This is a genomic window from Teredinibacter franksiae, from assembly GCF_014218805.1.
GTDB lineage: Bacteria > Pseudomonadota > Gammaproteobacteria > Pseudomonadales > Cellvibrionaceae > Teredinibacter > Teredinibacter franksiae.
The window spans coordinates 711,785-736,773 of the sequence record NZ_JACJUV010000001.1 but is presented as its reverse complement, the minus strand read 5'-3'; the positions used below and the strand labels follow the sequence as shown (position 1 = coordinate 736,773).

Genomic DNA, 24,989 nt, shown 5'->3' with positions numbered 1-24,989 from the left:
TGGGTGATGATTATGGCGAAAATATTGTCTCTACTTGGTCTGGGGCCATCGCGGAACTGTAAAGAGCTGGAAGCAAAAATGGAGGCTGTCAGCCGTTCTCAGGCAATTGTTGAGTTCGATATGGTCGGTAATATTTTAAGTGCGAATAATAATTTTTTGGCGGTAATGGGCTATAGACAAGATGAGGTGGTTGGCCAGCATCACCGTATTTTTGTCGGCGAAGAATACCGGGATAGCGCTGACTACCAGGCGTTTTGGTCCAGTTTGGCGCGTGGTGAGCACAGGGTGGAAGAGTTTAAGCGCGTTGGTAAAAACGGTAAAGATATCTGGATACAGGGCTCATATAATCCGTTACTCGATGATGCAGGAAGACCCTATAAAGTCGTAAAATTTGCAATCGATATTACCGATAGAAAACAACAGGAGATTGCAACCAAAAAGACTGCAGAACTGGCCAGCGCGCTGAAGTTGTGTCAGGCGAATGTTATGTTAGCCGATGAAAACCTTGATATCGTTTACCTTAATGATACCGTTCGCGAAATGATGCAGGGTAACGAAGAAGAAATTCAAGAAACGCTACCAACGTTTAAGGTGAGTAAGTTAGTTGGCACCAATGTGGATCAATTTCATCAGCATCCAGAAAAACAGCGGAAGATACTGGGTGAGCTACAAGAGCCGTATAGCGTCGACTTAAAGATTGGCAGCCTTACCTTCGGTCTAATTGCTTCACCTTGGTACGATGAGGCGGGCAGTCGTCTGGGAACACTGGTGGAGTGGGAAGATAAAACTGCACGTCTAGCTGACGAACATCAGCGAGCGTTTGAGGCCGCGGAGAATTTGCGTATCCGGCAATCCCTAGATGTATGTGATACGTCGGTGATGTTGGCGGATGAAAACATGAACATTATTTACATGAATGAAGCCGTTGAGAAGATGTTACGTAATCGTGAAACGACTCTTCAAAAATCAATACCAAAGTTCAATATGAGTACTTTGATTGGTACATGTGTAGATGATTTTCATGTGGACCCTCGCCATCAGAGAAATATACTAAAAGATTTACGTGAACCCTATCGTGCAGATCTTAGTATCTCAGAGCTTACCTTTAGTTTAACGGCTACGCCCTTATATGATGACGTAGGCGTGCGTCTAGGTACGGTTGTAGAGTGGGACGATAAAACGGACAGGCTAGAAAAAGAAAGGCATGAGGGCGCCGTATCCGCGGAGAACGCACGTGTACGTCAAGCGCTAGACAATGTGACAACGAACGTGATGATTGCCGACAATGATGCGAATATTATTTATCTGAACGATTCTGTTTTATCAATGATGAAAAACGCTGAAAGCGATATTCGTAAAGATATTCCCAGTTTTGACGCGTCTAAATTGCAGGACGTCAATATGGATATATTCCATAAAAATCCAGCTCACCAGCGGGGGCTTCTTGGCTCATTGCAGACAACCTACCACGGTAAGGCCGAAGTCGGTGGCCGCACGTTCACCGTTATTGCGAACCCCATCATTGTCGACGGTGAGCGTATTGGTTCAGTGGTTGAGTGGGCCGACCGTACGGCAGAAGTGGCGATGGAGCGCGAGATTGATTCGATTATAGACGCCGCCGGAGCAGGGGACTTTAGTAAGCAAATTGATTTAACCGGAAAGTCGGGTTTCTTTGAAAATCTATCTAAAGGCGTTAACTCGCTGATTAGCACCGCAGAAGTGGCGCTAAATGACGTTATTCGCATACTGGGCGCCATGGCTAGGGGAGATTTATCTGAGAGGATAACCCGTGATTATCAGGGTGCCTTTGGCACAATGAAGAACGATGCAAACACTACGGCGGACAAATTAACGGAAGTCATTACCAAAATCAGAACGGCCTCTTCTGCGATTAATTCTGCTGCCAATGAAATTGCACAGGGGAATGCTGACTTAAGCCAGCGTACTGAAGAGCAAGCATCTTCATTGGAGGAAACAGCTTCTAGTATGGAGCAGATGACATCGACAGTAAAACAAAGTGCCGATAACGCCATACAGGCCAGCAACCTTGCCATGGAAGCACAAACTAAAGCTCAAGTAGGTGGAAATGTGGTGAGCAGGGCTGTTCATTCAATGGAAGAGATTAGCGCGTCAAGCAAAAAGATCAGCGATATTATTGGCGTGATTGATGAAATTGCTTTCCAAACTAATCTACTGGCTTTAAATGCTGCGGTAGAAGCGGCAAGGGCAGGTGAACAGGGTAGAGGCTTTGCGGTAGTGGCCGGTGAAGTGAGAAATTTGGCTCAGCGTTCGGCGGGTGCGGCAAAAGAAATCAAAGATTTAATTCGCGATAGTGTGACTAAGGTACAGGATGGCACGTCGCAAGTGAATGAGTCAGGAAAAACCCTGACGGAAATTGTGGCTTCGGTGGAAAGCGTTACCACAATGATGAGAGAAATTGCCGACGCTTCCAGGGAGCAGACATCCGGTATTGAGCAGGTCAACACGGCTGTAACGCAAATGGATGAAATGACGCAGCAGAATGCGGCCTTGGTAGAGGAGGCGTCAGCTGCAGGTGAAGCAATGGCTGAACAAGCTAGAGCGTTAAACCAGGTGGTAGACTTTTTCTCTGTAGTGGCCCATAGGGAAGCCGCTGAAAAAGGCGGCTCTGGACCCGTGAATACCGATTATTCTACAGCCTCTTCAGCGCTAACCAACCGTTCCGCAAATTTGTCTAGTGGTCAGGATGATGAGTGGGAAGACTTTTAATGTGGGGTGCCCTTGAGTTTGTTCATAGTTTTGGGCGCGGGTAAATGACTTTTAAGTCAGCGAAAGGTTTTGATATGCGAGAGTTCCCCATGAGCGAGGGGAACTTTAAGCAAATTAAATCACTTGCTTACTCACTTACGGGTATTAGCTTATCGGACCATAAGCAAAACATGATCTATGGGCGCCTTGCGCGAAGGCTTAGGAAACTCGAGCTTAAGGATTTTGATCAGTATTGTACGATTATCAGCCAAGACCATGGTGGCGAGCAGCTTGAGTTCGTAAACGCAATAACCACCAATCTGACTTCTTTTTTTCGTGAGGGTCACCATTTTGATTTTGTTGAGCGTGAACTTCTGCCAAAACTGTTACGCGAAAAGGCCTCGACCAAACGACTGCGTATTTGGTCTGCCGGTTGTTCTACCGGCGAGGAGCCTTATTCCATCGCAATGGTGCTTAAATCGTGTGCTGCGCTATCGAGTTGGGATATAAAAATATTGGCTACCGACCTTGATTCAAACGTTATTGCTAAGGCCAGCGATGGAATATACCCGCTTGAACGGGTAGAAGGGGTACCGGCAAAGTATAAACGGTATATTTCGGTGAATACGGCGGATGATTTGGTGAAAATGAAGGATGCTGTAAAAAAAGTAATTACGTTTAAGCAGCTCAATCTCCTGCATGAATGGCCTATGAAAGGCCCTTTCGATTTTATTTTTTGCCGAAATGTGGTTATTTATTTTGACGTTAGCACGCAAGTAAAATTGTTCGATCGATTCGCCAATATTCTAATACCCAACGGACATTTATTTATAGGGCACTCGGAAAACTTACATAATATTACAGCGCGATTTGGCTCCCTAGGAAAAACTATTTATCGATTAAACTCGTGAAATATTCGGGGTACGGCTTAGCGGCTAGAGGGTTTTTATTTGAAGTTTTTTAACGATTACCGGCCATTGCCCTCTATTCGTGGTTTTGAACATATCAATCGTTATTGGGATAAACGCTTGAGTATCCCAGCGGCAAAAATTCTGCCAGGTGAATGTTACGTTAGTGGCAGTGGAGAAATGATTGTAACTGTACTGGGTTCCTGTGTAGCGGCCTGCATTCGGGATACTGTTATTGGTGTGGGTGGTATGAATCACTTTATGCTGCCGGTTCAAGCCGGTAATCGCGCAATTCCACGCCTTAGTTTAAATAACGTCGAACTGTGTTATGGCAACTGGGCAATGGAATATTTGATTAACGCCATATTGAAACAGGGCGGCAAGCGAGAAAGGCTGGAGGTAAAAGTTTTTGGCGGTGGGAAAGTTCTCGGCAGTATGACAAATATTGATATCGGTCAGCGAAACATAGATTTCGTGCTCGAATACCTTCGTAAGGACCGGCTTGCCATTGCGGCTCAGGATTTGGGTTGTAATCACCCTAGAAAGGTTCTGTATTTTCCTGATACTGGCGCTGTAAAACTTAAAAAATTGCGGGTCACCACCAACAACACCATTGAAGTACGCGAGAAGGCTTACCTCGAGTCTATGGTGAAAAAACCCAAATCTGGAGATATTGAAATTTTCTAAGGTGGCGCCTTGAAAGCCTAGTCGGAGATAAAACTGATATGATTGTGTGTACAGCGTGAATGTCCGGGAATAGCAATTAGTGAGCAAGCCTAAAACAGAAATTAAAGTCTTGATTATTGACGATTCGGCATTAATCAGGGCGCTATTAACAAAAGTTCTTGATGCACATCCACAGATTAAGGTTGTGGGTAGCGCTGTGGATCCTTTCGATGCACGCGAAAAAATAAAACAACTCATGCCCGATGTGTTAACGCTGGATATCGAAATGCCAAAGATGAATGGCATCGATTTCCTTAGGAATTTGATGCGTCTTCGGCCTATGCCGGTTGTTATGATTTCGACGCTAACGCAAGAGGGCGCGCCAGCCACGCTGGAAGCGCTGGAGCTGGGTGCGGTTGATTACGTGCCAAAACCGGTTAATGATGTTGATGCCGCACTTGCAGATTATCAAGGCATTATCATTGAAAAAGTGCTATGTGCCGCCAGTGCTAACGTAGGGGCTCAGTTTCGCCGTTCGGCGCTTTCCGACACCGAACCGCAAGCGGTGGTTGGCACCCTCGCGAGGCAGCTTAAACCTGGGTTTTTATGTGCATTGGGCGCTTCCACGGGCGGTACAGAAGCGATAAAAGCGGTTGTGTCTAGCCTGCCTGAAGATGCCCCCGCGATGGTGGTAACCCAGCATATACCGGCAACCTTTAGTGCTTCTTTCGCAAAGCGGGTGGACGCAAAATCGCGGGTTAGCGTGCACGAAGCTGAACACAATCAAAAACTTGAGCCGGGAAATGTGTATATTGCACCTGGACATTCGCACCTTAGGGTTGTCGCCCGTGGCGGACATTATTTCTGTCAACTAGGGAATGATGATGTTATTAACAGGCATCGACCTGCGGTAGAAGCGTTGTTCGATTCTGTTACGCGGGCGGCTGGTTGTAATTCCATGGGTGTATTATTAACGGGCATGGGTAACGATGGTGCCGAAGCGTTGTTACGCATGAAACAAGCTGGGGGTATAACGGTGGCTCAGGACGAAGATACCAGTGTGGTATGGGGTATGCCCGGAGTTGCGGTTAGGCTTAACGCCGCGCAAAAAGTTTTACCTCTTGGTAGAATTAGTAGGTACATTCTTTTGAATGCATACGAGTGATAGATTATTTGGGTGTTCCATAGGGGAAAGCCGCTAGAATGGTCTATTCTTTAAACGACAACGGAAACATTGTGAAACAGCGCCCGTCCTGATTATTCGGCAGGTGGTCCTCGAGAGTTTTGTGGTACCATGCGCCATCCCAATTTGGGGCAAGGGCTTGCTGTTTTTCAGCGTTTAACATGTGACTTATGGTCTTTGGCATTTATCAGGTGCCAAGAACAAAGAGACTTCTGACTATGGCTATAAAATCCGAAATCTCTGATAACGGAAAAACTCTGAAAATATCTATTGAAGGTAGATTTGACGCATCTTCATTAGATGATTTTCGACGTGCTTATGAAGACGTTGATTCAAACTCTCTGGAAACGTACTACGTTGATCTAGGGAAAACAGTTCATTTAGACAGTTCTGCACTGGGTATGCTTTTAGTGCTAAGGGATTTCGCTGGTGGCGATAATGCGCGCATAACCATCGATAATTGCAGCCCGGAAGTGAAAAAAATATTTGCTATATCCAGTTTTGAGCAACTTTTCACCATCCAATGATCTTTTCAGAAAGAGGCTTGGTAACCCGCGTTCCTGTGGACATCGAGCCGCTGACGTGGTTGGTTGAGCTGGGCGGTTCCTCCATCATTTGAAATCAAAGGGTGCTCGGTGGCTAGCGATAGAGAATCATGTCTTAATATCTTGATCGCTGAAGACTCAGCGCCCGACCGTCTTATTCTAGAAACAATCATTTCCAAAATTGGTCATTGGCCTGTTGTGGTTGCGGATGGCGTGGAAGCCGTGGCGGCTTTTAAAGAGCGTAAGCCAGATATAGTGTTGCTGGATGTGCTCATGCCGAATATGGGCGGTATCGAGGCCGCAAGGCAAATTCGTAAACTTGCTGGGGACGAATTTGTACCCATAATATTTCTCACATCACTTTCTGGTGATGAATCCCTTGTTGAATGCATTGAGGCTGGCGGTGACGATTTTTTACCAAAGCCGTATAACCAAGTTGTATTGCAATCCAAGATCAAAGCCTTTAGTCGAATGCGTGAAATGCATCAGGTTTTGGCACAACAGAAATCGCTCATTGAGGCGCATAACCAGCACTTGATACGTGAACAAACTGTAGCCAAACAGGTATACGACAAAATTGCCCATTCGGGCTGTTTAAATCTCGAGATTATTAATTCATACATGTCGCCGTTAGCGGTATTCAACGGCGATGTTCTTGTGGCGGAAGTTAGCCCAAATGGCAGTATTTTGATTTTACTGGGTGATTTTACCGGCCATGGTTTACCTGCAGCCATCGGCTCTATGCCTCTGGCGTCGACCTTTTACGGCATGGTACGTAAAGGCTTTTCGATGGCCGATATTGTTAAGGAAATCAATGCAAAGCTGCATGGCATATTGCCTGTGGGTTTTTTTTGTTGTGCAACCTGTATAGACATCAACCTAGAAAAGCGGCGTATGCGAATATGGAACGGTGGTTTACCCGAAAGCTTTCTCTACCGCGCTAAAACAAATAGCTATGAAGTGTTGAGTTCGCGCAATTTACCACTAGGGGTTTTGTCTGATCAAAACTTCAGAGCCGATTCCAAACGTGTACCATTAGAGCTGGGTGATCGATTTTATATGTGGTCCGATGGTGTATTTGAGGCACGTAACAACACCGGGGAAATGTTTGGTGAGGCACGGTTACACGATTTGATGAACCGTCGGTTGGGGGCTGCATCCTTATTTGATGAGATTCTTGGGCAGGTACACAATCATATTGGTGAATCGGATAAAGACGACGATATTTCACTAGTTGAAGTCCTCATTGATGACTTTCCCGTCAAGCGCCTCGATGAAAATACGCATACGGCTTCGAAAGGCCAGTTAGTAGACTGGTCGATGTCTTTTCAAGTTACGGAGTCGAGCCTGAGAGAGTTCGACCCACTGCCGCTTTTAGTTAACATTACCTCGGAAGTCCCGGGTCTCAAAGATCGCAGTACAACCCTGTATACGGTATTAGCGGAGCTCTATGCCAACGCACTAGAGCATGGTGTACTGGGGTTGTCTTCGGGGCTCAAGAAAGACCCAAAGGGTTTTGCTGAGTTCTATAAGCAAAAACGCGAGCGGTTACGGGCATTAAGTGATGGCTGGGTGCGTGTCAGTTTACAGCACACGGCAGAGGAACATGGAGGTTTGTTAAACATTCGGGTTACGGATAGTGGTAAGGGGTTTGATCCCGGTAACCGTAGTAATAAAGATGAACAAATGACGTCTAGAGAAGAAGGCAAGCCCGATTACTTTGGTAGGGGGCTGACATTGATGAAATCAATCTGCGAACGGCTTATTATTCATCCGCCGGGGAATGATATCGAAGTTGATTTTCGTTGGCATCTAGATGATGGTCATGACTGATTTAGGCTGCTGGAGAGGATAATGTCGGGTTCAGAAATTGACCTGGATTTACACATGCTAGAGGGTTTACGCGACCTGCTGGGTGAAAAGTTTACGCAATTGGTAGAAACCTATAATAGCGATTGTGAGCAGCGCCTAAGTAATGCCGGCAAGGCTATAGCCGTGCGCGAATTTAGCGTGATCAACCATGAAGCCCATGGCGTTAAAGGTAGTAGCCGCAATATAGGCGCTAATGGTTTAGCAAAGCTCTGTGGCGAACTGGAGTCGAAAGCAAAAGCGGAAGACGACGCAGACATAGAGCAACTTTTTTCCGCTATAGAGCAAGAATTTGCCGCCGTGAAACAAAAACTTAATAGCCTCCTCTAGACCCGCCGGGGCCTTCAGCTCTCTGGCATAACCTTTGCTGTCCCAACGGTATAACTAAGTTATACAGGCAGGCGGGCAGTCTTATGCACAATCTTTCCAATCTTATGGGTAGCCTTGAGCTTTCCGCCCATGAACCTCGGCACAATGATCTGCGAAGTTATGATTCATCGGCCAATCGTGAGGCGGAGTCATCATCAGCTAAATCCAGTTTTAAAGACGAGTTTCATAGGGAGGTAAAGCAAAATCGGCGCGAAGCTAGGGCCGATCAACGGGACCGGCAAAAAAGCACCGACAAGCCGTTAAAGTCGGATACCGTTGACCAAGCAAAATTTCAAGCGACATCGCCCCCTCCGTCAGTGGATGAAATACACGAGGATTACAAAGCTCCAGCAGTTGGCGGGCATGTGAAGAGGGATACCGTAAATGACGGTGTACAACCATCGCTGGAAGCCGGGCCAGCGTTAACGGATACGGTGATGGCAGAGGTTGACCCTTTGCGATTGCCTGGGTCGGTAGGAGATGACCTTGGTGTTACGGCTATTTTGGCGGGTGAAGTTTTAGCCGATGATCAGTCGCTACAACTCGAGGAAATAATTCCAGCCGTGGGTGTGGCCGCCGGTATGGAGTATGCGCCCTTAGAGCCGGTGGCCAGTTTGGGTAACGCGTTGTTGCGCGGTAGTAACCCATTATCTGTGGCTGGAAGCCAGCAGGTAGCCGACATCCCTTGGTTTATGCCCGCAGCAATTCAGGCTGGAGGCCTTGATAAAATTGGCCTGCGCCCACCGGGTTTTACTCAAGTGCTGGGAGTTCCTGATGCAGAGGTCAATGAGCTACAGCTTCGTACGGCGCTGACGGCTACCGATGTTTTCAGTAAAGCTGCACTTATAAGTGACGGACAATTGACGGATGGAGCTTCAGTGAAGGTCGACACCGAGGCAAAAACATCGTTAGTCACCTTAGACTCTCTGCTCGGAAGACCCTTAAAGTCAGAGTCCGCCCAACTTCAAGATTTAAAACCCGTTGTCGAAGCATTTGCAGACACCAAATTGTCACTGGAAGCGGCAAAGCCCACGGCAGCCGCTGGTTTTGGTCCGGCTGCTTTAACGGAATCGCAAAGCCTGACAAGCTCGCGTGTACAAATTCCCGTCAATATTACATTTGGCAAACCGCATTGGGCGGGCATGGTAGCCGAGCGCACGGCAATGATGGCCGCACAGAATATTCAAACCGCGGATCTTCAACTAGACCCACCTGAACTTGGGCCTCTTCAGGTGCGCGTGCACGTTCAGAATGACCAAGTCAGTGTGAGTTTTGTCTCGGCTCAGGGGAATGTTCGCGAAGCCTTAGATGCAACGGCTAACCGTTTGCGAGAGCTGTGTGATCAACAGGGTATGCACCTGGTTGATGTCGATGTCTCCGATCAAAAAGATCATGATCAGCAACACGCTGATATGGGTGGCCAGGCTCAATCTGCAGATGAAGAACCTGAAGAAAACCCTGAATCAACAGTCAATCAGGTGCACTTCACCGCCAGTACAGGCATTGACTATTACGCGTGATACGACCTGCTTCCTGTAGGCTTTCTATAGCTCCCTAGCCTAAATCACTATCGCTGAATACCGTTTAATTTTTTGTAGGGTGTGCTGCAGCCACCCTAGTTTCGGCCAGTGTTTCCCCCATGAGCTCATTTTCTCCTGTAATTTCCAGCTAATTCCTTTTTCAGCAACTACATTTATCCATAGGAGTGCGACAAGAGCTTGGCATATCTCTTGCTCACGTGGTTATAACCGGCTGAATAAGACGGAAGTTTGACATGGCAGAAGATGACGCAACGGAAAATGAAGATGACGAAGGCGCTGAGAAGCCGCCATCGGGCAGTAAAAAGAAGCTTATTTTACTGATTGTAATGGCCTTGGTGATTGCTGGAATCTCTGTAGGGGGCACCTTGGCGGCAATCAAAATTTTTAGCCCGCCTTCGGCGAACGTTGAGGCAGAAGGCGAGGACGCAGAGCCGATTCCCGCACGGCCATCGCCAGCCATTTACTACCCGTTAAAACCTGCCCTGGTGGTTAATTTTGATGTTAAAGGAAGGCAGCGTTACCTCCAGGCAGAACTCACCCTTATGATTCGGGAAAACGATGTGATATCAGCTATAGAGTTGCATATGCCTAAAATACGGAATGGACTCAATATGCTAATTGGCGGCCAGCTTTACGAAGAAATTCAAACGGCTGAGGGTAAGGAGTTACTACGCCAACAATGCCTGCAGGAATTACAAAAAATTATGCAGGAAGAAATTGGCAAGCCGGGTGTTGAGCAAGTGCTCTACACCAATTTTGTAATGCAGTAGGAGCCAGCGTGCAAGACTTACTCTCACAAGACGAAATTGATGCGTTACTACACGGCGTTGATGACGGTGATATTGATACCGATGGAGACCAGGATGTCGGTGGTATACGTGCCTACGATTTAACCAGTCAAGATCGTATTGTCCGTGGGCGAATGCCCACATTGGAAATGATAAACGAGCGGTTCGCGCGGTATACCCGCATTAGCATGTTCAACCTTTTGCGGCGCACGGCCGACGTATCGGTTGGCGGCATACAGATCCAAAAATTTGGTGAATATGTTCATACGCTCTATGTTCCAACCAGTTTGAATATGGTTAAGTTTCGTCCCTTGCGCGGAACGGCGTTGGTTATTCTTGATGCAAAACTGGTATTTAAACTGGTCGACAATTTTTTTGGTGGTGATGGCCGTCATGCCAAAATTGAAGGTCGAGAATTTACCCCGACAGAGTTGCGCGTAGTACAAATGGTACTAGAGCAGGTTTTTGTTGATTTGCGTGAAGCTTGGAAAGCGGTAAAAGTAATCGACTTCGAATATATTAATTCAGAAGTTAATCCCTCAATGGCCAATATTGTCAGCCCTAGTGAAGTTGTAGTGGTTAGTACCTTCCATGTTGAATTGGACGGTGGTGGCGGTGAACTGCATATCACCATGCCTTACTCCATGGTCGAACCTATACGCGAAGTACTCGACGCGGGATTACAATCCGATACCGATGAACGCGATGAACGTTGGGTGCGAGCCCTGCGACAGGATGTTATGCATGCCCGGGTAGACTTAGAGTGTGACGTTATTACCCGAGAGATTAGCCTGCGCGATATTGTCGATTTAAAAGAAGGCGATATTGTACCGATTACCATGCCGGAAATGCATATCGCTACGGCGAATGGCGTACCTGTTTTTGAAGCACTATTGGGGCAGAGTAACGAAAACCTTGCATTAAAAATATTGGGCCTGATCGACCGGCCGAAAACTCAACAACCTGAGGAAGGAGACGGTCATGAGTGAAGATGATGTAGACCAGGAGGGCATGGCTGATGAGTGGGCAGCGGCAATGGAGGAGCAGGATACGGTAGATGGTGCAGCAGAACCCGTAGAGTTGGATGAATTTGAGTCCGTCGCTTCGAGTCTCTCGCTACCGGCGGGTGCTCCAGACCTTGACGTTATTCTCGATATTCCTGTTAGCATTTCCATGGAAGTGGGGCGTACCTCCATTACCATTCGTAACTTACTGCAACTCAATCAAGGTTCGGTGATAGAGCTTGATCGATTGGCCGGTGAACCTCTAGACGTTTTGGTGAATGGCACTTTAATAGCGCACGGTGAAGTGGTCGTCGTTAACGAAAAATTTGGTATTCGTATGACGGATGTTATCAGTCCTTCCGAACGCATTAAAAAGCTTCGTTAGCAAGGGGTACAAAATGGCGGCACCTTTTAATTTAACACGCGATTGGTCGCTGAAAACACAGCGGTTTTTCTTTGGCGTGATGTTTATGTGCTTCAGTGTTTTTGTCTTACCACAGGTATTCGCTAACACTCCGGCGGAGGAAGCCCCTACGAAAACCGTAGGGAAACCGATTAACCAAGCACCCAATGCAGACTTGTCGAAGCCAACGAATAGCCGAAAAGTTTTGGCGCCAAGCCATGTAATAGGTCAAGTTGTGATTGGTTTGCTGGTGGTTACGACCTTGATATTTGTACTCGCCTGGTTTGCCAAACGTTTAGGGTATGCCAATTTTCAAGGTGGGGCGCATATTAAAGTTGTCGCCAGTATGCCGCTGGGTGGTCGGGAAAAAGCCGTGCTTATTGAAGTGCAGGGCGAGAAAATACTATTAGGGGTTGCACCGGGAAGAGTGAATTACCTTCAATCTATTATGCAGCAAGAGGGTTCGCCGGTCGCCGTTAACGATGAGCAAGTATCCACATTTAAACCGGAGCTAAAAAAAGGTCAAGAGTTTGCACGTTACCTTAAGTCAATACTGGAACCCGGTCGATCTGGGAGTAAGTCAAATGGTGAGTAACTCTCAGTATTGCTTTGGTAAGAAAAGCGCACGCCCATCTGCTATTTTTATTTTAGCGTTTATGTTGTTGTTTTCCTTGCCGGTGGCGCAGGCGCAAGACGAAAATGGGATTGAGCAGGCGGGCAAACTGTTGGCGCAGGGCGGGAATGGCTTTAAACCCATCGAAGGCTTGCCCGCTCTAACGGTTAAAACGAACAGTGACGGCAGTCAGGAATACACAGTAACGTTACAAATACTGTTTTTGATGACGGCCTTGACATTTTTGCCGGCGATATTGATGATGATGACGTCTTTTACGCGCATCATCATTGTATTTTCCATACTGCGGCAGGCTTTAGGTTTGCAGCAGTCTCCCTCAAATCAAATATTAATTGGCCTTTCGCTGTTCCTGTCGTTTTTTATCATGTCTCCGGTGTTAACAGAAGTAAACGAAAAAGCACTGCAGCCTTACGTTAATGAACAATTGTCGGCTACTCAGGCGCTGGAGAATACAAAAGCACCGTTTCGGGCCTTTATGCTCGCCAACACCCGCGAGTCGGATCTCGATCTTTTTTTTCAAATTGGTAGTATTCAGCCGGTTGCAACAGCCGAAGAAATTCCCTTTAGTGTGTTGATGCCGGCTTTTATTACCTCTGAGCTGAAAACAGCTTTTCAAATAGGGTTTATTGTATTTATACCTTTTTTGGTTATCGATATAGTTGTCGCCAGTGTGCTTATGGCTATGGGTATGATGATGTTATCACCACTCATTATTTCATTGCCCTTTAAAATCATGTTGTTTGTATTGGTCGATGGCTGGGGGCTGATTATCGGCACACTGGCCAGTAGTTTCGGTATATAGGAGGCGCTATGACGCCGGAAATTGCGTTGCAATTGTTTGGTGAGGCGTTTTACCTAACCATGTTGATGGTTGTGGTAATCGTTGGTCCAAGTTTGGCCGTAGGTTTAATCGTGAGTACATTTCAGGCGGCGACTCAAATTAACGAGCAAACGTTAAGTTTTTTGCCGCGTTTATTGGTGACTCTCGCCACTATCATGATGACCGGTCCCTGGTTGCTGCAAAAGCTCATGGATTTATTTAATCGGCTAATGATGCAGGTGCCAGAGGTTATCGGCTAATGGATTTGAGTGAGGCGCAGTTAGCGGCCTTTATTCAGCAGTATTTTTTACCCTTTGTTCGTATTGGTGCCATGTTTATGGTGATGCCGATAGTCGGCTCCCGTATTGTTAGCCCCCGTGTTCGGCTCGCGCTCGCAGTGTTGACCTGTGTGGTGGTGGTACCAATATTGCCACCCCTGCCGAAAACCGAACTTTTGAGTTTTGCAAGTTTTGGTTTTATTGTGCAAGAGGCTCTGGTGGGGCTTGTGGCGGGCTTTACCTTTCAAATTATATTTCAGATGTTTGTTCTCTCCGGCCAATATATGGCAATGAAAATGGGGCTGGGTTTCGCGTCTATGAACGACCCCACTAATGGCGTCCAAACAACGGTGCTCTCCCAGTTTTTTCTAATGATGGTCACCTTAATGTTTGTCTCCGTCGATGGCCATTTAGTGTTAATAGGGTTGCTGGTAAAAAGCTTTCAGTCCCTACCGCCGGGGAGCTACTTGTTACAGATAGACGTATTTTGGCGAGTAGTATCCCTGGGAAGCTGGATGTTTTCAGCAGCGCTGGTGTTGGCTCTACCGGTATTGACTTCCTTGTTGTTTGTGAATATGGCTTTTGGCGTTATGAGCCGTGCAGCGCCGCAACTGAATATATTTGCGGTGGGTTTTCCTTTCACATTGATGTGCGGGCTGTTGTTGATATGGGTTGGGTTGTCCAATTTCATTGATTTTTTTCACAGTGCCATTGAATTTGGTTTTCAAGCGCTACGTGAAAACCTTCGACTATAGGGCGCAATTTAAATGGCAGAAGATAGTGCACAAGAAAAAACGGAAGAGGCGACGCCGAGACGCTTAGAGAAAGCGCGCGAAGAAGGCCAGGTTCCCCGCTCGAAGGAGTTGACTACCACGGCGGTACTCTTGGGCGGCACAATGGGTATTGTTGTTTTTGGTGCTCTTCTCGCAGAAAAAATTAAATCGATCATACGTTTTAATTTTCAATTGGATCGAGAAGTTCTATTTGACGACCAACAAATGCTGAAACACCTAGGCTATTCATTTATGGAGGCGCTGATGGGGCTTCTGCCTTTTTTCGCCGTCGTATTGGTGGCTGCCATTGCTGGGCCTGTTGCGCTGGGGGGGTGGTTATTCAGTAGTAAGTCATTAGCGCCTAAATTGAACAGAATGGACCCTCTCAAGGGTCTTGCTCGAATGTTCTCGCTCAAATCGCTAGTGGAGCTCGTTAAATCAATTGGCAAGGTGGGTGTTGTAGTGGCGGCAGCATTTATACTGTTGAAAGTGATGCAGGATTCCTTGTTGGGGCTGGCGGATGAGCCCGTTGAGCAGGGCATAGTGCATTCAGTCACGTTAAGCTTATGGGCCGCGGTATTCCTATCTTCAGCGACTATTCTTATAGCCCTGATAGATATTCCCTTCCAGATATTTGATCACTCCAAAAAAATGAAGATGTCTCGCCAAGACGTGAAAGACGAGATGAAGGATACCGAAGGCAAGCCCGAGGTCAAAAGTAAAATACGTCAAATGCAGCAGCAAATGGCGCAGGCGCGAATGATGTCAGAGGTTCCAGAAGCCGACGTGGTAATAACCAACCCAACCCATTTCTCTGTTGCGTTAAAGTACGACCCCGATTCAATGGCAACGCCCATATTGGTGGCCAAAGGAATAGACCATATCGCTATAAAAATTCGGGAAGTTGCGCGGGAACACAAAATAGAATTTGTGGAAGCGCCAGTACTGGCTCGCGCCATATACCACACTACTGAGCTTGACGATGAAATTCCTGCTGGTCTGTACGTGGCCATTGCGCAGGTTTTGGCGTATGTGTTCCAGCTACGTGAATTCCGACACGGCCAGGGAGAAAGGCCACAATACCCTCGGCGCCTCGATATACCCAAGGATATGAGTAATTATTAACGTTTGAGCTCTCTAGGAGATCATTCCACTCACGCCCTCTTATTTAGCGATAGCGGCTATCAAATTAATTGATAGTGCAGAATTAGGCGGGGAAGGGCTTATTCTGATATTTTCCGCGCGGTATTGAGAATAGCGGTTCGGTTGGGGTTTTCATCTTCGTTTTTGCGCCAAATAAAGGTGAAATCACGCTTCATGGACAACTCCGGCACATTCAGTATTGTAACCTGTTGGCTCTCCACTAACGGTTTTACTGAACGATAGCTGAGGCAGCTCAAGTAGTGGCTCTCGGATACCATCGCAAGCATTACGTTCACATACTCGTATTCTCTGTGCACTCGTAGCTGTGCAATATGCTCATGTATGCAAGAGTCGAAAATTTCACGGGTGCCGGCGCCTTGCTCTCGTAGTATCCATTGCGCCATTTCGAGTTGAGCCAAACGCGTTTCGGCTTGCTGGGAGTAAGGGTGGTTGGCGCTGGCAAAAATCACCAGTTCATCTTGGCACCATACCGCCCTCTCGATTCGATCGTCATCGCAATGACCTTCAATAATACCTAAATCGTAGTGGTAATCTAAGAGTCCTGAAATTACGTGCTCTGTGTTTTCAACCTGTAGGGTTAAATTCAGTCGTGGGAAACTATTATCCATCTCACTGATCAAGGCGGGTACTAAGTGTTCTGCGGGTGTTTGGCTCGCGCCAAGGTTTAGCCTGCCGCAAATCACCTCCATAGTGCTCATACCCATATCAATCGCATAACAACTGGCTACCAATTCATGTACGCGTGGGCGAAGCCACTGTCCCCAGCTGGTTAACTCCATGCGTCTTCCCTGTCGGATAAATAATGGATGGCCGAGCATAGATTCCAGTTGAGCCAACGACATGCTGGCGGCAGATTGAGACATGTGTAGTTCTTTTGCGGCAACAGACACGCTTCGGTGTTCGGCGACGAGTTGAAATATTTGCATTTGCCTTAGGCTAAATTTCACATCAAGTTTCCTGATATCAACAATAGAGAATTCGAGTTTGTGTTATTTATTTATACCCGTATCTTAGATGAGGTAACAGGTGGTTTAAAGAATTAGTTATCTTTCTTGGTTGCATTCACTTTTAGTCAATTATATTGCTTAGAGCTCGGTTTTTATATCATTAATGGACGTTAGTCTGGAGAGAAATTTTATGGCTGAAGTGGTAATTGGACCTTCAGATGGATTTGATGATGAGCCTCAGGTTTCGGAGTATCAGCGAAGACGAAAACCTAAAGCCAGTTTTCGTACGCGAGCAGAGTACCTCGATCACGAACTGGTAATCATGAACCCAAGGCGGTGGAAGCTTAACCTTCCTGGGCGAGATTTTAGTTTTGAGTGGGAGGATTTTGTGCCTGCGATTGCTGGCACCATTGGTATTACGGTGATGTTTTCGGCGGTGATGTCAGCTTATGCGCGTGCGTTTGGTCTAGATCAGGCATTCGTCATTGAAAATGTACGCCTTGAATTACTGGTATCGGCTTTTTTGTTTGTGATTCTAACTTCTGGGTTTTTTAATCCTCGAGCTAACCTCGCCGGTAACCATGGCCCAATGATACCGCTTATTGGTGTTATTGCCGCTTCCGGAGGTCACCCGCTGGCACTGGGAATTATGATCGCCGTATTTGGCTTGCTGTTGAGTATTAGTCGCGGTGGTTCGCGTCTGGTTAATTTGAGTTCCAGCGGTGTATCAGGTGGGTTATTGATTTATCTCGGTGCTATGGGTGTTGTTTCACAGCTTGGGCAATTCAAACAATGGGCGCTTGACCAAGGTGTTGGAGCTGTATTTTTTGTTGTACTCATCGTAACCACCGTCGTATATGCATGGCTGGCCAAAATTGGAAAGCGGTGGTTGTCCATACCTTTGTGCTCCGCGCTGGCACTGGTAATTTCGATTCTACTCGGGGCATCATTTGAGTTTACCACTGCACCCGGTATGCCAAGTTTAGATCCGTTTTATTGGTGGGGTGAAAACACCGGCTGGAAATTGGGGCTGCCCAATGTCGGGCATTTTATTGCGGTCACCCCTTTTGCAATTTTAGCGGTCGCAATGTGGTCGCCGGATTTTCTTGGTCATCGTGTTTTTCAGGAATTAAATTATCCCAAAGAGGCCAAAAATGTACTGATGGATGTGGACGATACCATGACGTCCTGTTCCTTTCGGCAAGCGGTCGCGTCGGTTATTGGTGGCGGGAACGTTACATCGTCGTGGGGAACTTACATGATTCCCACTGCAATAGCCAAACGGCCCATACCTGCGGGAGCAATTATTACCGGTGTTTTATGTATTTTATTGGCGTTGTCGGGGTATCCAATGGATATCACTGTTTGGAAGCCGGTCATGTGCATTGCGTTACTCGTAGGAGTATTTATGCCGTTGTTGGAAGCGGGTATTCAAATGGTAAAAAACACCCTAGGAGCCGAGACAGCGGGTATTTGTATTCTTGCATCGGCCGTTGTTAACCCTGTGTTCGGATGGTCGTTGACGATGCTGTTAGATAATAACGGTCTTATTGGTGATCATAAGCGCAAAGCTCGTTTGAGTTTTCAGGATCGTCTAGTAATCCCGCTTAGTGCGTTTTTAATTTGCACTCTGTCCATGGCTGTTGTGGGTATGCTGCCCGGTATTCCTGCACTACTTAAGTAATGGGTACCGCTAATGTGATTTGCAGGACAATAGTATTTATACCGCGTAGATTTTTGATTAGCTGAAGTTTGCGTTCCCCTCAGTGTTAGAAAAGGAGATTATTATGGAATATGCATTATTAATATCATCTTCTGTAGCGACAATTGTCGTGGTTTTTTTGAAACGTTATCCTAGCCTCGATCCAGTGCCGATGTTGGGAAATTTTTTTGGGATGCCTACTGGCGTAATACGAGAGGCTCAAGGAGTCATCGCTTACCGAAAAGCATTGGCGTTAAAGCCTTGCGGGTGCTGTGATGAACTCGTTAGGATAAACGATAGTGTGTGCCCTAGCTGTAAGCTTGAAATCTCACTAGGGCGTAGGGGCTAGAAGGGTTCTTCGAGAGATGCTGATGATGAATCAGCATCTTTCACAGCCCCGCGTGATAGCGTTTAAGATACTCCAGTTTTGCCTGATATCGATTTAAATCATTTTTGCTGGCGGCATATGCCTGAGCTTTTATAACAGCGTCAATGCTTTTTTCAAATCGACCCGACTGGTGGTAAGCGTAGGCCAAGCTTAAATAGAATTTTGGTTCGCTCTGTTTTATACGAATAGCTTTTTTTAATGAAATAATGGCGCGGTCATAATTACCCAGTGCAATATCGGTTTGAGCAAGCTTGCTTAGGTAGTAGGGGTTTTTCTTGCTGTAGCGCGCTACGCGTTTTGCCAGCTTATTGGCTTTCTCTATATTATTGGTTTGTATATAAAGAATATAGATGTTGTTAATAACCGATAGATTACGCTTGTCGTATTTCAATGCCTTTTCGTAGGCGATTTCGGCAAGATCCAAGTGCCCATTTATTTTGTAGGTAACACCAAGGTTTGACCAGGCAGAAGAGGTTTTTTTGTAAGTCTCTGTAGCCTTGCGCATGTACGCGATAGCTTTAAGGTACTCACGTTCTTCCATGTATTGCATGCCGATATTGTTGTAGTACTCGGCCAGCGCTTGTTTATCTGTTAATGGCTGGCTTTTCAGTAATTGCGTTTTGCGGGCAGAATACGCATTGGTGAATTCAACGGTAATGGTATTACCTGGTATAAGTACGGCGACATTGACGTGTCCCGGTACTAGATAAAAATCATCGCGATTTAGCCACTCACGGGGTACTTCCACAGACTGAAAATGTGCTCTAAGACCGAGGTGACGGGCTGCCGCCAGATACAGGCTAGCATGGGACAAACAATTGCCCGTGCCACTGTCGAAGGTTTGCTGTGCTGTTTTAGTTTCGTTGATATCGTAGGTGATACCTAAAAACATGGGTTGAAAAAGCAGTCGTTGTAGTTCTACCGCTTTTTCTCGCTTTGTATGCAAAGGCGCGATAACACGATCCAAAATGGATTTAACTTCGTCGTTAATACTCAGTAGCTCGGTATCGTCAACGGTTGGAACCAGTGATAAATCTAAGGTTGTGCGGGCGGGAGTAAAAACACCCACAGTTTCTAGAGCCGATCCCTCCACGGAGCTTTCTGGCGTTTCTATTGGTGCGGCTGAAGAGGGCAGGCTGAGGACAGAAATTGACAGCATTACCCCCATATACAGGTAACTGGCCATATTCATATCTCACCTCTTGAGTATGTGTGTGAATAAACGCTGTATGCTCCGAGCTGTACGCGATTGATTCCTATTACCACGAGCCGGCGGTTTACTTGATACTTTTGTAAAACCAACCTCTTAACCTTAGGTAAAGCAAGGGGCAAGCTAGGGCTTTTATTCATTCTAACACCAGAGCAGGTGAAGGTTGCGAAAATGCCGTGGTCTTTTGACACGCTTTTGGTATAGCTAAGCCGGTGTTATTCCATATGATGCTTTAAAAGAGGAACGCTTCTTGCCATGACAGTAAGGAAACACGATGGCGACATTTTATTGTCACTTCCTCCTTACAACAGCGGTAGTACTGGTTAATGGCTGAACCTTTTTTCTCGCATTTGAAGTCTCTCCCCGGAAGTGTAACGGGCCAGGGAATGGTGGACGGCATACGTGGTGCGGGTCGAGGCAATTTGTCCGTCCCCATTCTTTTGTTGATGCTGCTGGGCATGATGACCCTTCCGTTGCCAGCTTTCCTGTTAGATGTTTTCTTCTCGTTTAATATTGCGCTTTCTATTGTGGTGCTATTGGTTGGGGTGTATAGCCTGCGTCCATTAGACTTTGCTGTTTTTCCGACCATTTTGTTGGTGTCTACCCTTATGCGTTTGGCGCTTAATGTGGCGTCCACGCGCGTGGTGCTGCTGAAGGGGCATGAAGGTGGTGATGCCGCCGGGAAAGTTATCCAATCCTTTGGTGAAGTGGTCATTGGCGGTAACTATGCGGTTGGTTTAGTCGTATTCATTATTCTTATCATTATTAACTTTGTGGTGGTAACCAAAGGTGCTGGTCGGGTTTCTGAAGTAAGTGCGCGATTTACGCTCGACGCAATGCCCGGTAAGCAAATGGCGATAGATGCTGATTTAAATGCGGGCGTAATCGATCAGGAGGAAGCCCGTACCCGGCGCACGGATGTGGCTTCAGAGGCCGATTTCTACGGTGCAATGGACGGTGCCAGTAAATTTGTACGTGGCGATGCGGTAGCCGGAATTCTTATTCTCATCATCAACATTATTGGTGGCCTAATTGTTGGTATGACGCAGCACGCGTTGGAATTTCAAGATGCGCTACAAAAATATGTACTGCTTACCATTGGTGATGGCCTAGTGGCACAAATCCCTTCGCTGTTACTGTCTACGGCTACTGCGATTATGGTAACGCGGGTGAACAGCTCTGAGGATATGAATCGTCAGGTGTTATCGCAAATGTTCGCATCGCCCAAAGCGATGGCAGTAGCGGCCGTCATCCTGTTTATTATGGGCTCCATTCCCGGAATGCCCCACCTGTCGTTTATAAGTCTCGCGGCGGTTTGCGGTTTAATTGCTTACTTCATTCATTTTAAGCAACAGCAGGCTGAGGTTGTGGAGGTGGGGGGGTTTCAACGGGGTTCGCCTGGGCCCATTCCCTCGCGGGGCGATATTCCTCCCTCAATTACACAGCAAGGTCTACCCTCGCCGGACGGCACGCCTCCCGCAGAGCCTGCGGAGGTCAGCTGGGATGACGTGACGCCAGTGGATATTATTGGCTTAGAAGTAGGTTATCGGCTAATTCCATTAGTGGATAAAAATCAAAATGGCGAGTTACTTGGGCGCATCAAAGGTGTACGTAAAAAGCTGTCTCAAGACCTGGGTTTTCTGATTCCTGCTGTCCATATTCGCGACAATCTCGATCTAATGCCTAGCGCCTACCGTATTAATCTAATGGGTGTTGCCGTGGGTGAGGGCGAGGTGTATCCCGATCGTTCGTTGGCCATAAACCCCGGTCAGGTTTTTGGCAAGCTGGAGGGCACTCATACGAAAGACCCGGCTTTTGGTTTAGATGCCGTGTGGGTTGATGAAAACCAAAAAGACAAAGCCCAAACCCTAGGCTACACGGTGGTCGATGCCAGTACGGTAGCGGCCACCCACTTAAACCAGATTATTCAAAACCACACGCACGAGCTGATCGGTCACGAAGACGTACAGAAATGGTTAGATTTACTCGCAGAAAAATCGCCAAAACTGGTGGAAGAGTTGGTTCCCAATACCATATCCATTAATCAATTACTCAAAGTCTTACAAACGTTGCTACGTGAGCAGGTTGCGGTGCGAGACATGCGCACCATTGCTGAGGCATTGGCGGCCCACGGCAACAAAAACCTCGATACCGCTTCACTCACTGCCATTGCGCGCGCTTCAGTTGCTCGTCAAATAGTGCAGAGCATTGTTGGTTCGGACCCAGAGCTTCCTGTGATTACCCTCGACCCTGCACTGGAACAGTTGTTGCTACAGTCGGTACAGCAAGCACAAAAAACTGGCGCCGACGATGGTGCATTTCTGGAGCCTCAGTTGGCTGAACGTATCAACAATGCGTTGGTAGCCGCGGCGAAAAAACAGGAAGCCAGTGGAAAACCGCAGGTATTACTGGTAGCGGGGCAGGTACGGTCGATGATGGCCCAGTTCGTTCGGTTCAACATTCCAGATATGCGCGTTCTTGCTTACAACGAAGTACCCGATACCAAACAGATTACGATAGAAGCCAGTGTGGGCGGCGAAGTGCTTAACGCCTGAGGTGGTCTATAGGGAGCCCCTAATGAAGTCTAAGCGGTTCCTTAGGTAAAAAATAACGGAGAGTGAGTCATGCAACCGACAACCAATAAACTCGTTAAACGATTTGTAGCGCCCTCTATGCGAAGGGCCCTGGATTTGGTGCGCGATGAGCTAGGGCCGGAGGCGGTAATTCTCTCCAGTCAAAAAACAGCCGAAGGGGTTGAAGTGATTACCTCCCTTGAGCCGGATTTACCGACACGCGGTATAGGTGTGCGCCGGGAATTTGGCGGTCACTTTGATACCGATGTGGATACCGCCATGAACAGTGATTCTGCATGGCAAATGCAAGCGGGTGTAGATGAGGCGGCCGCCCAATTTGGTGGTCGTGTAGAAATGAACGATCCTAAGGCCGGTATTCCTGTAAAAGGCGAAGAGCTGGCGCGCGAAATAGAGCGGGCGCGTGAGCGTATGATGGATGCCAAGCGCCATGCCAAGGAAAGCGAACGTCCTATTGGCGAAAGCCTCGCGGCACAAGAGCAAAAGGTTCATGCCTTTAAGCAACACCAAGAGCAGGCGAATACGGAGCCAGCCTCTAGATTATCGGCCGCGGGTTCTGCGCCAGCACAGGCTTCATCCACGCAGGCTAGCTCAGAACGTGTTGCACCCGTGCATCGAGAAAATGACGTGCGCATGGAAAATTTACAGGGTGAAATTGCCGATATGCGCATGATTCTCGAACAGCAATTGTGGAAGATGGCGCAGCAGGACAACCCAATAGGGGTGCCCTCACAAATAAAACTGCCGATGCAGGCCAACGTACTGTCGGAGCATATGGCCCGCTTAGGGCTACCAGAGACTATTAGTCAGCGACTGATGCGCGAAGCCGGGTCTCAAAAGCAGGTAAGCAAAGCTTGGCGTGCTTGCATGAGCCAGCTGGCAAATGAAATACCGGTATTTAACGGAGATCTTGTCAACAGCGGCGGTATCTTCGCGTTTGTTGGCCAGACCGGTGTAGGTAAAACCACCACCATCGCTAAATTGGCCGCACGTTACGTGCTTGAGCACGGGCCAGGAAAGGTGGCACTGGTTACAACAGATACCTACCGAGTTGGCGCCTTTGACCAATTACGTTCTCTTGGGCGCATATTGAACGTACCGGTTCGCGCCGTGGATGGGCAAAACAGCCTAGTAACGCTATTAACCACGCTGCGGGAATTCCCACTGATTCTCATCGATACCGCCGGCTTCCGTCATGGAGACCCGTTACTTAAAGACCAGCTGCGCAAGCTCGATTCCTGCCCATCCATTAAACGTGTGCTGGTCATGGCCTGCAACAGTCAGCTGCAAACCATGAAGGCCTCCACCCACGCATACGCTTCTTCAGGCGGGATAGACGCCTGTGTACTGAGTAAGCTTGATGAATCGGCAAGCCTTGGTGAGGTTATAAGCGTGGTGCTTGAGCAACGAATTCCCATTGTGTACACCACGGATGGGCAGGAAATCCCAAAGGACATTACCATTGCTAATGGACACAAACTGGTTGCGGCCGCTGTTGCCTTACTGAAGATCGCCACAGCCGTGCCGGCGGCGGGGTAGTGTGATTTTGAACCGGGAGCAGAGCAGAAATCGTCATCTATACTTGGTTGGATCACACCATAAACCGGAACACAGCCCTATGAGTGCAAATCGACCCGTAAAAGTAATTGCTGTCACTGGCGGTAAGGGCGGGGTGGGTAAAACTAACCTATCCATTAACCTCAGTATAGCTTTGGCAGAATTGCGTCGCCGGGTGGTGCTATTGGATGCCGACCTGGGTTTGGCTAATGTCGATGTGCTCCTTGGGTTAAAGGCGCAATACAACCTAGCTGATGTGCTGGATGGTAGCAAGAGATTGCAGGATGTCATGCTGAATGGCCCTGCGGGCATAAAAGTTGTACCCGCATCCTCCGGGGTACAGCAAATGACGAGCCTATCTCCTCAGGAGCACGCGGCCTTAATTTATGCGTTTAACGAGCTAGCGGATCAGCTAGATGTATTAATGATAGATACCGCTGCCGGCATTTCCGATACGGTGCTGAGTTTTGTACAGGCGGCGCAGGAAGTCATTATTGTTGTGTGCGATGAGCCTTCCTCCATAACCGATGCCTATGCGCTAATGAAATTGTTGAATGCGGACCACGGTGTATTTCGCTTTCGAGTCATCGCCAATATGACACGCAGTAATCAAGAAGGCATTAACTTATTTAATAAGCTCAATGGTGTGTGCGAACGCTTCCTTGATGCTTCCCTACAATATCTAGGGAGCGTACCTTTCGATGAAAATGTACGTAAGTCGGTGCAAAAGCGGCAGTCGTTGCTTGAGTTTGCGCCGCGCAGTAAAGCGGCATCGGCCATTCGCGTATTGGCTCAGAAAATAGATCAGTGGCCGGTACAGGCTACGCCCAGAGGGCATTTAGAGTTTTTCTTGGAGCGCCTGCTTACCGCAGACGTTAGCGTATAAAGCAGTATTAAAAAAGTTGTAGCTATCCCCTATGTC

22 protein-coding genes are annotated in these 24,989 nt (G+C 47.5%); 20 read left to right on the top strand and 2 right to left on the bottom strand.

The genetic code is table 11. The annotated features are described in order from the left end of the window. Positions 1–12 precede the first annotated feature (12 nt). From H5336_RS23330 to flhB, 16 genes are all read left to right on the top strand, one after another. The gene (locus H5336_RS23330) at positions 13–2,748 is read left to right on the top strand and encodes a methyl-accepting chemotaxis protein (protein WP_185231257.1); all 2,736 of its coding nucleotides are present in this window, start codon (positions 13–15) and stop codon (positions 2,746–2,748) included. A 44-nt stretch (positions 2,749–2,792) separates the two neighbouring features. Then, positions 2,793–3,638, top strand: coding sequence for a CheR family methyltransferase (locus H5336_RS02910; protein WP_221627973.1), 846 nt, complete (start codon positions 2,793–2,795; stop codon positions 3,636–3,638). Positions 3,639–3,677: 39 nt separating this feature from the next. After that, positions 3,678–4,322: a chemoreceptor glutamine deamidase CheD gene (cheD, locus tag H5336_RS02905; RefSeq protein WP_185231255.1), complete on the top strand. Its 645-nt coding sequence runs from the start codon at positions 3,678–3,680 to the stop codon at positions 4,320–4,322. A gap of 79 nt (positions 4,323–4,401) precedes the next feature. Continuing rightward, positions 4,402–5,466, top strand: coding sequence for a protein-glutamate methylesterase/protein-glutamine glutaminase (locus H5336_RS02900; protein ID WP_185231253.1), 1,065 nt, complete (start codon positions 4,402–4,404; stop codon positions 5,464–5,466). 236 nt (positions 5,467–5,702) lie between these two features. After that, positions 5,703–6,011 (top strand): STAS domain-containing protein, encoded by a 309-nt coding sequence (locus H5336_RS02895; RefSeq protein WP_185231251.1) that lies wholly within the window; start codon positions 5,703–5,705, stop codon positions 6,009–6,011. 108 nt (positions 6,012–6,119) lie between these two features. Further along, the gene (locus H5336_RS02890) at positions 6,120–7,862 is read left to right on the top strand and encodes an ATP-binding SpoIIE family protein phosphatase (RefSeq protein ID WP_185231249.1); all 1,743 of its coding nucleotides are present in this window, start codon (positions 6,120–6,122) and stop codon (positions 7,860–7,862) included. 21 nt (positions 7,863–7,883) lie between these two features. Next, the gene (locus tag H5336_RS02885; RefSeq protein WP_185231247.1) at positions 7,884–8,228 is read left to right on the top strand and encodes an Hpt domain-containing protein; all 345 of its coding nucleotides are present in this window, start codon (positions 7,884–7,886) and stop codon (positions 8,226–8,228) included. Positions 8,229–8,311: 83 nt separating this feature from the next. Beyond that, the gene (locus H5336_RS02880; RefSeq protein WP_246439008.1) at positions 8,312–9,787 is read left to right on the top strand and encodes a flagellar hook-length control protein FliK; all 1,476 of its coding nucleotides are present in this window, start codon (positions 8,312–8,314) and stop codon (positions 9,785–9,787) included. A 254-nt stretch (positions 9,788–10,041) separates the two neighbouring features. Continuing rightward, positions 10,042–10,578, top strand: coding sequence for a flagellar basal body-associated FliL family protein (locus tag H5336_RS02875; RefSeq protein ID WP_185231245.1), 537 nt, complete (start codon positions 10,042–10,044; stop codon positions 10,576–10,578). Positions 10,579–10,586: 8 nt separating this feature from the next. Next, positions 10,587–11,585 (top strand): flagellar motor switch protein FliM, encoded by a 999-nt coding sequence (gene fliM, locus H5336_RS02870; protein WP_185231243.1) that lies wholly within the window; start codon positions 10,587–10,589, stop codon positions 11,583–11,585. Continuing rightward, the gene (fliN, locus tag H5336_RS02865; RefSeq protein WP_185231241.1) at positions 11,578–11,985 is read left to right on the top strand and encodes a flagellar motor switch protein FliN; all 408 of its coding nucleotides are present in this window, start codon (positions 11,578–11,580) and stop codon (positions 11,983–11,985) included. The genes fliM and fliN overlap by 8 nt, the downstream gene beginning before the upstream one ends. Positions 11,986–11,998: 13 nt before the next feature. After that, positions 11,999–12,598: a flagellar biosynthetic protein FliO gene (gene fliO / locus H5336_RS02860; protein WP_185231239.1), complete on the top strand. Its 600-nt coding sequence runs from the start codon at positions 11,999–12,001 to the stop codon at positions 12,596–12,598. Then, positions 12,588–13,439, top strand: a complete 852-nt coding sequence (gene fliP, locus H5336_RS02855; RefSeq protein ID WP_246439007.1) for a flagellar type III secretion system pore protein FliP — start codon at positions 12,588–12,590, stop codon at positions 13,437–13,439. The genes fliO and fliP overlap by 11 nt, the downstream gene beginning before the upstream one ends. An 8-nt stretch (positions 13,440–13,447) precedes the next feature. Next, positions 13,448–13,717, top strand: coding sequence for a flagellar biosynthesis protein FliQ (gene fliQ / locus H5336_RS02850; protein WP_185231237.1), 270 nt, complete (start codon positions 13,448–13,450; stop codon positions 13,715–13,717). Then, the gene (gene fliR / locus H5336_RS02845) at positions 13,717–14,490 is read left to right on the top strand and encodes a flagellar biosynthetic protein FliR (protein ID WP_185231235.1); all 774 of its coding nucleotides are present in this window, start codon (positions 13,717–13,719) and stop codon (positions 14,488–14,490) included. Before fliQ ends, fliR begins: the two co-directional genes overlap by 1 nt. 12 nt (positions 14,491–14,502) lie before the next feature. Continuing rightward, positions 14,503–15,633, top strand: coding sequence for a flagellar biosynthesis protein FlhB (flhB, locus tag H5336_RS02840; protein WP_185231233.1), 1,131 nt, complete (start codon positions 14,503–14,505; stop codon positions 15,631–15,633). Positions 15,634–15,731: 98 nt separating this feature from the next. Here the strand turns inward: flhB and H5336_RS02835 are convergent, their stop codons facing one another. After that, on the bottom strand, positions 15,732–16,619 hold the full coding sequence (locus H5336_RS02835) for a LysR family transcriptional regulator (protein WP_185231232.1): 888 nt from the start codon (positions 16,617–16,619) through the stop codon (positions 15,732–15,734). Between the two features lie 190 nt (positions 16,620–16,809). Between H5336_RS02835 and H5336_RS02830 the strand changes: the two genes are divergently transcribed. Continuing rightward, positions 16,810–18,303 carry a DUF3360 family protein gene (locus tag H5336_RS02830; RefSeq protein WP_185231230.1) on the top strand — a complete coding sequence of 498 codons (1,494 nt, stop codon included), beginning with the start codon at positions 16,810–16,812 and terminating at the stop codon, positions 18,301–18,303. A 407-nt stretch (positions 18,304–18,710) separates the two neighbouring features. Here H5336_RS02830 and H5336_RS02825 read toward each other — a convergent pair whose 3' ends face one another. Next, entirely contained in the window at positions 18,711–19,901 is a 1,191-nt protein-coding gene (locus H5336_RS02825) for a transglutaminase-like domain-containing protein (protein ID WP_185231227.1), read from the bottom strand. Between the two features lie 344 nt (positions 19,902–20,245). On the opposite strand from H5336_RS02825, the gene flhA reads away from it, so the two are divergent. From flhA to H5336_RS02810, 3 genes are all read left to right on the top strand, one after another. Continuing rightward, positions 20,246–22,474: a flagellar biosynthesis protein FlhA gene (gene flhA, locus H5336_RS02820; RefSeq protein ID WP_185231225.1), complete on the top strand. Its 2,229-nt coding sequence runs from the start codon at positions 20,246–20,248 to the stop codon at positions 22,472–22,474. A gap of 69 nt (positions 22,475–22,543) precedes the next feature. Next, a complete protein-coding gene (gene flhF, locus H5336_RS02815) occupies positions 22,544–24,049 on the top strand; it encodes a flagellar biosynthesis GTPase FlhF (protein WP_185231223.1) in 1,506 nt (501 codons plus the stop codon). A 79-nt stretch (positions 24,050–24,128) separates the two neighbouring features. Then, entirely contained in the window at positions 24,129–24,953 is an 825-nt protein-coding gene (locus H5336_RS02810; protein WP_185231221.1) for a MinD/ParA family protein, read from the top strand. The last annotated feature ends 36 nt before the right edge of the window (positions 24,954–24,989 follow it).

Coding starts and splice junctions, on each gene's coding strand:
- fliN (WP_185231241.1), top strand. CDS start 11,578: ATGAGTGAAGATGATGTAGACCAGGAGGGCATGGCTGATGAGTGGGCA.
- flhA (WP_185231225.1), top strand. CDS start 20,246: ATGGCTGAACCTTTTTTCTCGCATTTGAAGTCTCTCCCCGGAAGTGTA.
- H5336_RS02910 (WP_221627973.1), top strand. CDS start 2,793: ATGACTTTTAAGTCAGCGAAAGGTTTTGATATGCGAGAGTTCCCCATG.
- fliQ (WP_185231237.1), top strand. CDS start 13,448: ATGACGCCGGAAATTGCGTTGCAATTGTTTGGTGAGGCGTTTTACCTA.
- fliR (WP_185231235.1), top strand. CDS start 13,717: ATGGATTTGAGTGAGGCGCAGTTAGCGGCCTTTATTCAGCAGTATTTT.
- H5336_RS02875 (WP_185231245.1), top strand. CDS start 10,042: ATGGCAGAAGATGACGCAACGGAAAATGAAGATGACGAAGGCGCTGAG.
- H5336_RS23330 (WP_185231257.1), top strand. CDS start 13: ATGGCGAAAATATTGTCTCTACTTGGTCTGGGGCCATCGCGGAACTGT.
- H5336_RS02830 (WP_185231230.1), top strand. CDS start 16,810: ATGGCTGAAGTGGTAATTGGACCTTCAGATGGATTTGATGATGAGCCT.
- flhB (WP_185231233.1), top strand. CDS start 14,503: ATGGCAGAAGATAGTGCACAAGAAAAAACGGAAGAGGCGACGCCGAGA.
- H5336_RS02885 (WP_185231247.1), top strand. CDS start 7,884: ATGTCGGGTTCAGAAATTGACCTGGATTTACACATGCTAGAGGGTTTA.
- flhF (WP_185231223.1), top strand. CDS start 22,544: ATGCAACCGACAACCAATAAACTCGTTAAACGATTTGTAGCGCCCTCT.
- H5336_RS02825 (WP_185231227.1), bottom strand. CDS start 19,901: ATGAATATGGCCAGTTACCTGTATATGGGGGTAATGCTGTCAATTTCT.
- fliP (WP_246439007.1), top strand. CDS start 12,588: ATGGTGAGTAACTCTCAGTATTGCTTTGGTAAGAAAAGCGCACGCCCA.
- H5336_RS02895 (WP_185231251.1), top strand. CDS start 5,703: ATGGCTATAAAATCCGAAATCTCTGATAACGGAAAAACTCTGAAAATA.
- fliO (WP_185231239.1), top strand. CDS start 11,999: ATGGCGGCACCTTTTAATTTAACACGCGATTGGTCGCTGAAAACACAG.
- H5336_RS02880 (WP_246439008.1), top strand. CDS start 8,312: ATGCACAATCTTTCCAATCTTATGGGTAGCCTTGAGCTTTCCGCCCAT.
- H5336_RS02810 (WP_185231221.1), top strand. CDS start 24,129: ATGAGTGCAAATCGACCCGTAAAAGTAATTGCTGTCACTGGCGGTAAG.